At 54.7% G+C, this 7,088-nt stretch carries 5 protein-coding genes and 2 pseudogenes; 1 reads left to right on the top strand and 6 read right to left on the bottom strand.

Going from position 1 to position 7,088, the window contains the following annotated elements; all coding sequences use genetic code 11:
• From F7C11_RS04730 to F7C11_RS04745, 4 genes and pseudogenes are all read right to left on the bottom strand, one after another.
• Positions 1-286: pseudogene (locus F7C11_RS04730) on the bottom strand (hypothetical protein); the annotation flags it as partial.
• A 235-nt stretch (positions 287-521) separates the two neighbouring features.
• Positions 522-746, bottom strand: coding sequence for a hypothetical protein (locus F7C11_RS04735; RefSeq protein ID WP_297091462.1), 225 nt, complete (start codon positions 744-746; stop codon positions 522-524).
• A complete protein-coding gene (locus F7C11_RS04740) occupies positions 746-1,453 on the bottom strand; it encodes a DUF4405 domain-containing protein (RefSeq protein ID WP_297091464.1) in 708 nt (235 codons plus the stop codon). Before F7C11_RS04740 ends, F7C11_RS04735 begins: the two co-directional genes overlap by 1 nt.
• A 200-nt stretch (positions 1,454-1,653) precedes the next feature.
• Positions 1,654-3,429, bottom strand: a complete 1,776-nt coding sequence (locus tag F7C11_RS04745) for a ribosome biogenesis/translation initiation ATPase RLI (RefSeq protein ID WP_297091466.1) — start codon at positions 3,427-3,429, stop codon at positions 1,654-1,656.
• 145 nt (positions 3,430-3,574) lie between these two features.
• Between F7C11_RS04745 and F7C11_RS04750 the strand changes: the two genes are divergently transcribed.
• Positions 3,575-6,262, top strand: coding sequence for a DEAD/DEAH box helicase (locus tag F7C11_RS04750; RefSeq protein WP_297091468.1), 2,688 nt, complete (start codon positions 3,575-3,577; stop codon positions 6,260-6,262).
• 61 nt (positions 6,263-6,323) lie between these two features.
• Here F7C11_RS04750 and F7C11_RS04755 read toward each other — a convergent pair whose 3' ends face one another.
• Positions 6,324-6,941: a YigZ family protein gene (locus F7C11_RS04755; protein WP_297091470.1), complete on the bottom strand. Its 618-nt coding sequence runs from the start codon at positions 6,939-6,941 to the stop codon at positions 6,324-6,326.
• A gap of 3 nt (positions 6,942-6,944) precedes the next feature.
• A pseudogene (locus F7C11_RS04760) lies at positions 6,945-7,088 on the bottom strand (HAD family hydrolase); the annotation flags it as partial.

Consider the following 7,088-nt stretch of genomic DNA (forward strand, 5'->3'; position numbering starts at 1 on the left):
CGTACTGTTCAACGACCGCATCAGGCCCGCCGATGATTATCACTTCATCTGGGGCGTAACTCATGATCTCCGCCGTCACGTTCGGGTCGTAAGCACCCCACGTGGTTGTGACAATCACCGCACCAGTCACATTGGCCAGGTACTCAGCGATAGCGCAATCGGCCTCATTGTCACTCACCAAGATCACCGTCACTGAAGTGCCCTCGGCCGCTACCTTCCCGAAGGACAGTGTGGTTGCCACGAGCATCAAACCAAAGAGCAATGCAATGCCTTTTTTCCACATCATGGCACTTCACCTCGATATTCTTTATGAAAAAAGCAATATTTAAGCTTTTTTTACGAAATCGTCTGCTTAAATTCATGTTTGTTTACTGAATCGGTTTTTCCTGCCTTTTTCTAATTTTTACCGTTAAACAACGTTATCCATCGTTTATCTGTGTTTAATGAGTGCTCTTAGGGGAAAATGCAAAAAGTTAAATCCTTCAGAATGAGACAGGAGAAAATAAAGGAAAACGCTACCTTCAAACCTCTTCCAATATCTCCCGCACGTCGCTGGTCTCGTTCATCAGCTCGAGGGCGGTGGCATTTACCCCCTTCATTTCCACCAGCAGGGTACTGAGGCTCCTGTTGAGGGAGTACATTGAGATGGCCACCACTGCCAGAAGAACCAGCCAGAGGGCTATGCTCAGGTAGGTCACGTAACCGGGCGTCTCTGCGTAGAGGTACTCGGAGAAATACGGTCCCATCAGCCATCACCTCCTTCCGTTGTTTCCGATGTGGCATTGGTTTCAGCATTGCTTATTCCAAGGAGTTTTTCGATGGCCGAGGCCAGCTCTTCCTTGAAGACCTCACGATCCAGTCCGTTGTTGGCCTCTATGACCTCAAGCAGCTCGTCAGGTTTGGCCTCAATGCCGTAGTCTTCCTTCAGCACCCTTGCCAGCTCATCTGCTGGGACTCCGTAGATATCCGCCAGTTGCTGGAGAGTGTAGGCCTTCAGCATTGAGCCGGTTATCTCCACATAGGTGTAAGTCGTGTTGTTGAGGTCGCTTGGGAGGTAGGCCACGTAATCGGTGTCTTCAGTTGAGTCCTCCTCGGTGAAGTATGCCTTGTACACCTGGAATCCGCCGAGGATGAGTACCATGGTCAGCAGAAAAGCCACCGTTGGCTTTAACCTGCTCTGCTTGAACCCCATCCTGAGCATGGTGATCATGCTACGGAATCCTATTATCAGGTGTACTGCTATAAGCCCGATCATGGCGAAGCCCATGTACGTGTGTACGTTTGTCCACGTGTCTTTGTCCACTCCAAGGAACGTCCACCCTATTGTGTCCGCTATCCTTCCCGAGGGGGCCAGATAGAGGGCTACCCCAGACACGGCAAGTATCACGAACACTATGGTGAGGACGAGGTCAATCGTACCCCTAAGCCATGCAGGAGCCGTCCATCTTGCCATCACCGGCACCTCCCGCGGCATTTTGTCTGAGAGAGCCTTCCAGCAATTGTGTCAAACCTGATCATACTATCACCAACATATGTATGTTCTAGCTTACATATGCCAGTTTAGTTTAAAAAGATTTCGGATGCACAATCCATCACTTGAAAATGAGAAATGCCGCAGAAAAGTGGAAAACATGAAAGGCCCGATGGAAGGCCTCACGCAGAGACGTAGTAGTACTCGCCCCTCTCCTTCTGCTCTCTGTCCTTTACGGAGCCCTCCTTGTTTGCCCTCGGTCTTCCGGTCTCGGGGTCTCTCCTGAAGGTTATCCCAACCGAGGCCAGGAAGCGGTTCATGCCTTCCCTCATCCCCATCGGCTGGAGGGCCCTTCCGCTCCTTCCGGGTTCTCCTTCGAAGACTATGAGCCTGTCGCTGAGGTAGTCCACCATCATGACATCGTGCTCGACTATGAGGGCCGTCTTTTCGTTCTTGGCCATAAGGGAGTGTATGGCCTTTGAGACTGCCAGCCTCTGCTCGACGTCGAGATGGGCGGAAGGCTCGTCCAGGAGGTACAGGTCGGCATCGCGGATTAAACAGGCAGTTATCGCGACCCTCTGGAGTTCTCCACCGCTCAGCTCGTTCAGCTTCTTGTCGTAGAGATCAGGAATGCCCAGCGGGTTCAGGAGCTCGGTCTTGTAGAAACTGTTCATCAGCTTCCCTGCGTCGATTTTGCTCAGCAGCTCGAAGACGGTTCCCTCGTAGTCCACCTTAATGTACTGCGGCTTGTAGCTTACGGTGAGCGTCCAGTCGACCTCACCCTCCGTTGGTTTTTCAACACCGGCGAGCATCTTAACGAAGGTGGTCTTTCCTATTCCGTTGGGGCCCACTATGCCGACGACCTCTCCGACGTAGAGGGTTCCCCCCTCGGCCTCAAGCCGGAAGCTTCCATAGTCCTTTACCAGCCTCGGGTACTCAACCAGTATCTCACCATCCTGGCTCTTCCTCTCGCTCTTCTTGGTGAAGCTGACCTCATACGGCCTGAAGCGAACGTTCTCGTCGCGGAGGTAGCCGCGCAGGAATTCATTTATGCCGTTGCGCGTGCTCTTGGGCTGGGAGAATATACCGTACGCCCCGGGCTTTCCGTAGACCACGTGGATTATGTCGCTCATGTAGTCGAGAATCGCCAGGTCGTGCTCGACAGTCAGAACAGCCTTTCCGGAGTCGGCAAGCTTGCGAATTATTCTGGCGACCCGGAGGCGCTGCCTTATGTCGAGATAGCTTGAGGGCTCATCGAAGAAGTAGAAGTGGGCCTGCCTGAGCATCGCGGCCGCTATGGCCACGCGCTGCAGCTCACCGCCTGACAGCTGCCGTATATCCCTGTCAAGGACGTTCTCAAGCTCAAGCTCTCTGACCACATCATCGAATTTGCCCGCCTCGTCGGCCTTCTTCAGCAGGTCCCTGACCTTGCCCTTTACCGCCTTTGGTATCAGGTCAACGTACTGCGGCTTGACAACCGGCCTTATCTCGCCTTTCTTCAGCCTCTCGAAGTAGTTCTGAAGCTCGTTCCCGCGGAAGGCTTTTATGACGGCGTCCCAGTCATCGTTGTCGCCGCAGAGGTTCGGGACGATCTGGCCCGAGAGGACTTTGACCGCCGTCGTCTTACCGGTTCCGTTGGGGCCCAGTATTCCAACGACCATTCCGTCCTTGACGACCGGCAGGCGGTAGAGGACGAAGGCGTTTATCCCATAGCGGTGGACACAGCCCTCCTCAAGCTCCTCCGGAAGGTTGACTATGGTTATTGCGTTGAATGGACACTTGTGCACACAGATTCCGCAACCGGTACAGCTGGCCTCCTGAATCACGGGGCGATAGTTCTCCTCGTCTATGATTATCGCCTCTCCGCCCATTCTGTTGACGGGACAAACGCGCTCGCACAGGAAGTTGCCGCACTTATCTGGGTTGCACTTGTCGTAATCGATGACCGCTATCCTCATCACTCACCACCGGGTTAGGCTGAGGGGGAGGGTTTTAAAGGGTTGCGGGTTTGGTTCCTCCTCTCCATCCTGCGAGTTCACCAAAAAACCTGTTTCAACGGCAGGTGCCCGCTACTTTTTTAGCCACTCCATCGAACTTATCCCCATGTCACTCTTCGAGACGCTCAAGCCCCTCAAGTCGGAGATAACGAGGGTCCACGTTTTTCCTCCCGCTGAGGGCGAGTTCGGTAACTTCCGCTTCAACAACCCCGAGATAAACGAACTCCTCGAAGAGCTCGGCTTTTCCCTTTACCGCCATCAGGTTGAGGCCCTGGAAAAGCTGTACTCAGGGGAGAACATCGTTGTCACGACGCCAACGGCCAGCGGTAAGAGCGAGATTTTCAGGCTGGCCATCTTTGACTCCTACCTCTCCGACCCGAGAAAGATTTATCTCCTGGTCTACCCCACGAGGGCCCTCATAAACAACCAGCTCGAAAAGTTTTCCGTCCAGAACCTCGCCTTCTACCGCCTCACAGGAAAGCACGTCAGCGCGAGGATTCTGACGGGCGACGTCCCCTGGGAAGAGCGCAGGGAAATCCTCCGTGAAAAGCCGAGGGTCATCTTCACTACCCCGGATATGCTCCACTACAATATCCTCAGGAGATGGCGCGACTACGAGTGGCTTTTGAGGAACCTCCGCTACCTCGTCGTGGACGAGCTTCACGTTTACCGCGGCGTCTTCGGGAGCAACTTTGCATATCTCTTCCGCCGCCTCGACTTCCGGCTCAGGCGCCTTGGAGCAAAGCCCCAGATCATGGCACTCTCGGCAACGCTGAGAAACCCGAAGGAGTTTGCGGAGAAGCTCTTCAGGAGGAGATTCAGTGCAATAAGCCGCGCCACCAACCCTTTTCCAAGGAGATATCTCGTCCTCTTCGAGCCAAGGAATCTGGACGAGAGGCAGCTCCTCCGGGCGGTCGTTGAGAGGCTCGCGGAGGAGAAGGTTAAGACGCTGGTATTCTTCGACAGCCGTAGGGGAACCGAAAAGCTCCTCCGCTTCCTCCTCGGTTCGAGGGTCTTCTCGAAGGTCACCACCTACAAGGGAACCCTTCCCAAGAACGTCCGCTGGGAAATAGAGCGGGACTTCAAGGAGGGTAAGCTGCTCGTTCTCCTGACGACCAACGCCCTTGAGCTCGGCATAGACATCGGGGACCTCGATGCGGTCATCAACTACGGCATCCCTCCGGACGGGCTCTTCTCGCTGATTCAGCGCTTCGGCCGGGCTGGGAGAAAAACCGAAAGGGAGGCCCTGAACGCCATAGTTCTCAGGAAGAACGGTCTCGATTACTACTACAGAGAACACTTCGACGAGCTCGTTGAGAGGCTGGAAAGGGGTATAATCGAATACATGCCCGTCAGCCTGGAGAACGAACGCATAGCGGAGAAGCACCTCCACTACCTCCTCACGGAGCTGGGAATAGTTGACTGGGACGAGCTTGACGGGTTCGAGAGGAAGATTGCCGAGAGGCTCGTCATCGAACGTAAGGCCGACCTGAAGAAAAATCCGCTCACAGGCAGGCTTGAGGTTCGCCTGAGGAAGCCGGCCTTCAGCTATTCCTCCCTGAGGACGACGAGCGACGAAACGTTCTTCCTCGTCAAAGACGAACCCTGGATAAGGGGCAGGCTGATGGAGAAGTCCTCGCTCAGGGAGCTTCTTAACTTCGTAAACTGGCTCAAGCTTAAAGGTTACATCGTCGAGGAGGTCGATTCAGAGGAATACCACCGCTCGCTCCTTCCGGGGATGAGCTACTTCTCAAGGGGAGAGCTCTACATGGTCGGGGACAGGCTCACCCTCGGAAAGTTTCACTTCGTCTTTGCGAGGGAACTCAACCGCTTCTGGGACGTGGAAACCTTTGTGGCCAAGAGAGAGGAGGTAGAGATACTGGAAAGCAGGCGGAAGAAAACCCACCGGGAGGTTGAGATACACCTCGGCCGGCTGAGGGTCAGGCACGTCTACACCGGATTCGCCGTCAAAGGGGCCGATACCGGCAACTACGTTAGGGAACTGCTGAGATTGAAGGAGAGGGGGATTCTTAGGGCCGGGATACACTCCCCTATGACCGGCGAGAGAGTGGATGCGGAGGAGGACTTCTCGATCCTCAACTGGGAGAAGTTCGCGAAGGTTGAGTTCGAGGAACCCTACGTAAGGGAGTTTGAGACCGAGGGTATATGGCTCGTTTTTCCGGATTCAATACGGGAAGTCACGAGCGAGGAGTTCCGGGAGTTCTTTGACGTGGCCGCTGAGAAGGGCTTTGAAGACCCAGCCTTTGCCCTCTATACCAACCTCGACAGAAGGAAGCTCTTTCCGCTCTACCTCGGGACGACCACCCATGTCATAAAGAAGAGCATCGGCGACGCCCTCCAGAGGCTTGGAATCAGCGATGAGGAACTGGCCTTTGCGATAAAGAAGATGATCGACAGCAAGGATGGAATCGGCTCGGCACTTCACGCGATAGAACACAACATGATAAAAATCGCACCCATTTTCACCTACATTGACAGCAGGGAGCTCGGCGGCTACAGCTACGCGAGCTTTCCGGGCCTGCCCCACGCAGGAAGGCCGGTCGTGTTCATCTACGACGGGAACGAAGGGGGCGCGGGGCTCGCCCCGATACTCTATGAGAACGCCGAGAAGCTGATGGAGAAGAGCCTCGAACACCTCCGTTCCTGCTCCTGCAGGGACGGCTGTCCAGTCTGCGTACTCTCGCCGAAGTGTGGCACCTTCAACGAGTTCCTGGACAAATGGGCCGCGATAAGGGTCTGGGAGAGGATTCTGGAGGAAGAAAAAAGCGAGTGATGGCAGGATTTTTACACCCCTTGCTCTTTACACCCCATGTAAATTACACGGGGTGTAAAAATCAGACCTCACGCATAAACAGCGGCCTCAGCCTCGCCCTCCCCCTAGTCTTCTCTGTCAAAAGCCCCATCAAGCTTTCCGCTTCGCCCTTCCTCGTCTCGACGGTGAACTTTACCAGCTCCCCATACTCTTCGCCGACCACTCTTCCTCCAGCCCTCTCAACGGTCTCTTTAACCGTGTGAAAGAGATTGTAGGGAAAGGTAACCTCAAACCGCTCCGTTTCATATACCTCCACTATCCCCGCGTTCTCGATGGCCAGGCTGGCCGCGTCGCTGTAGGCCTTGACCAAACCACCGTATCCAAGCTTTATGCCGCCAAAGTAGCGAGTGACAACGACAACGACGTTGCTCAAACCCTTGTTCTGGATAACCTTGAGAACTGGCTTTCCCGCACTGCCCTTTGGCTCGCCGTCGTCATCGTAGCGAACCGCGAAGTTCTTTCCGTCGTTGATGAGATATGCTGAGACGTTGTGCGTTGCGTCGCCGTGGTGGGCTTTGATTTTTGCGATGAATGCTTTGGCCTCTTCCTCTGTCTTAGCAGGCGAGGCGTAGCCTATGAAGACGGACTTCTTGATCACCAGCTCAGCCGTTCCGATTTTCTTCAGCGTTCTGTAGTCCATAACTCACCCTCGCAGGGTCGCTATGACCTTCTTCTCGTTGAGGAGCATTGCTATTGCGTCCTTAACGTCTTTCACCACCACATCGCTCGCCAGGAGGGCATCCGTGCTCGCCCCTTCGGGTCCCACCACGCAGAAAGCTAGCTCTGC

This window comes from Thermococcus sp., from assembly GCF_015521605.1.
Lineage (GTDB): Archaea > Methanobacteriota_B > Thermococci > Thermococcales > Thermococcaceae > Thermococcus.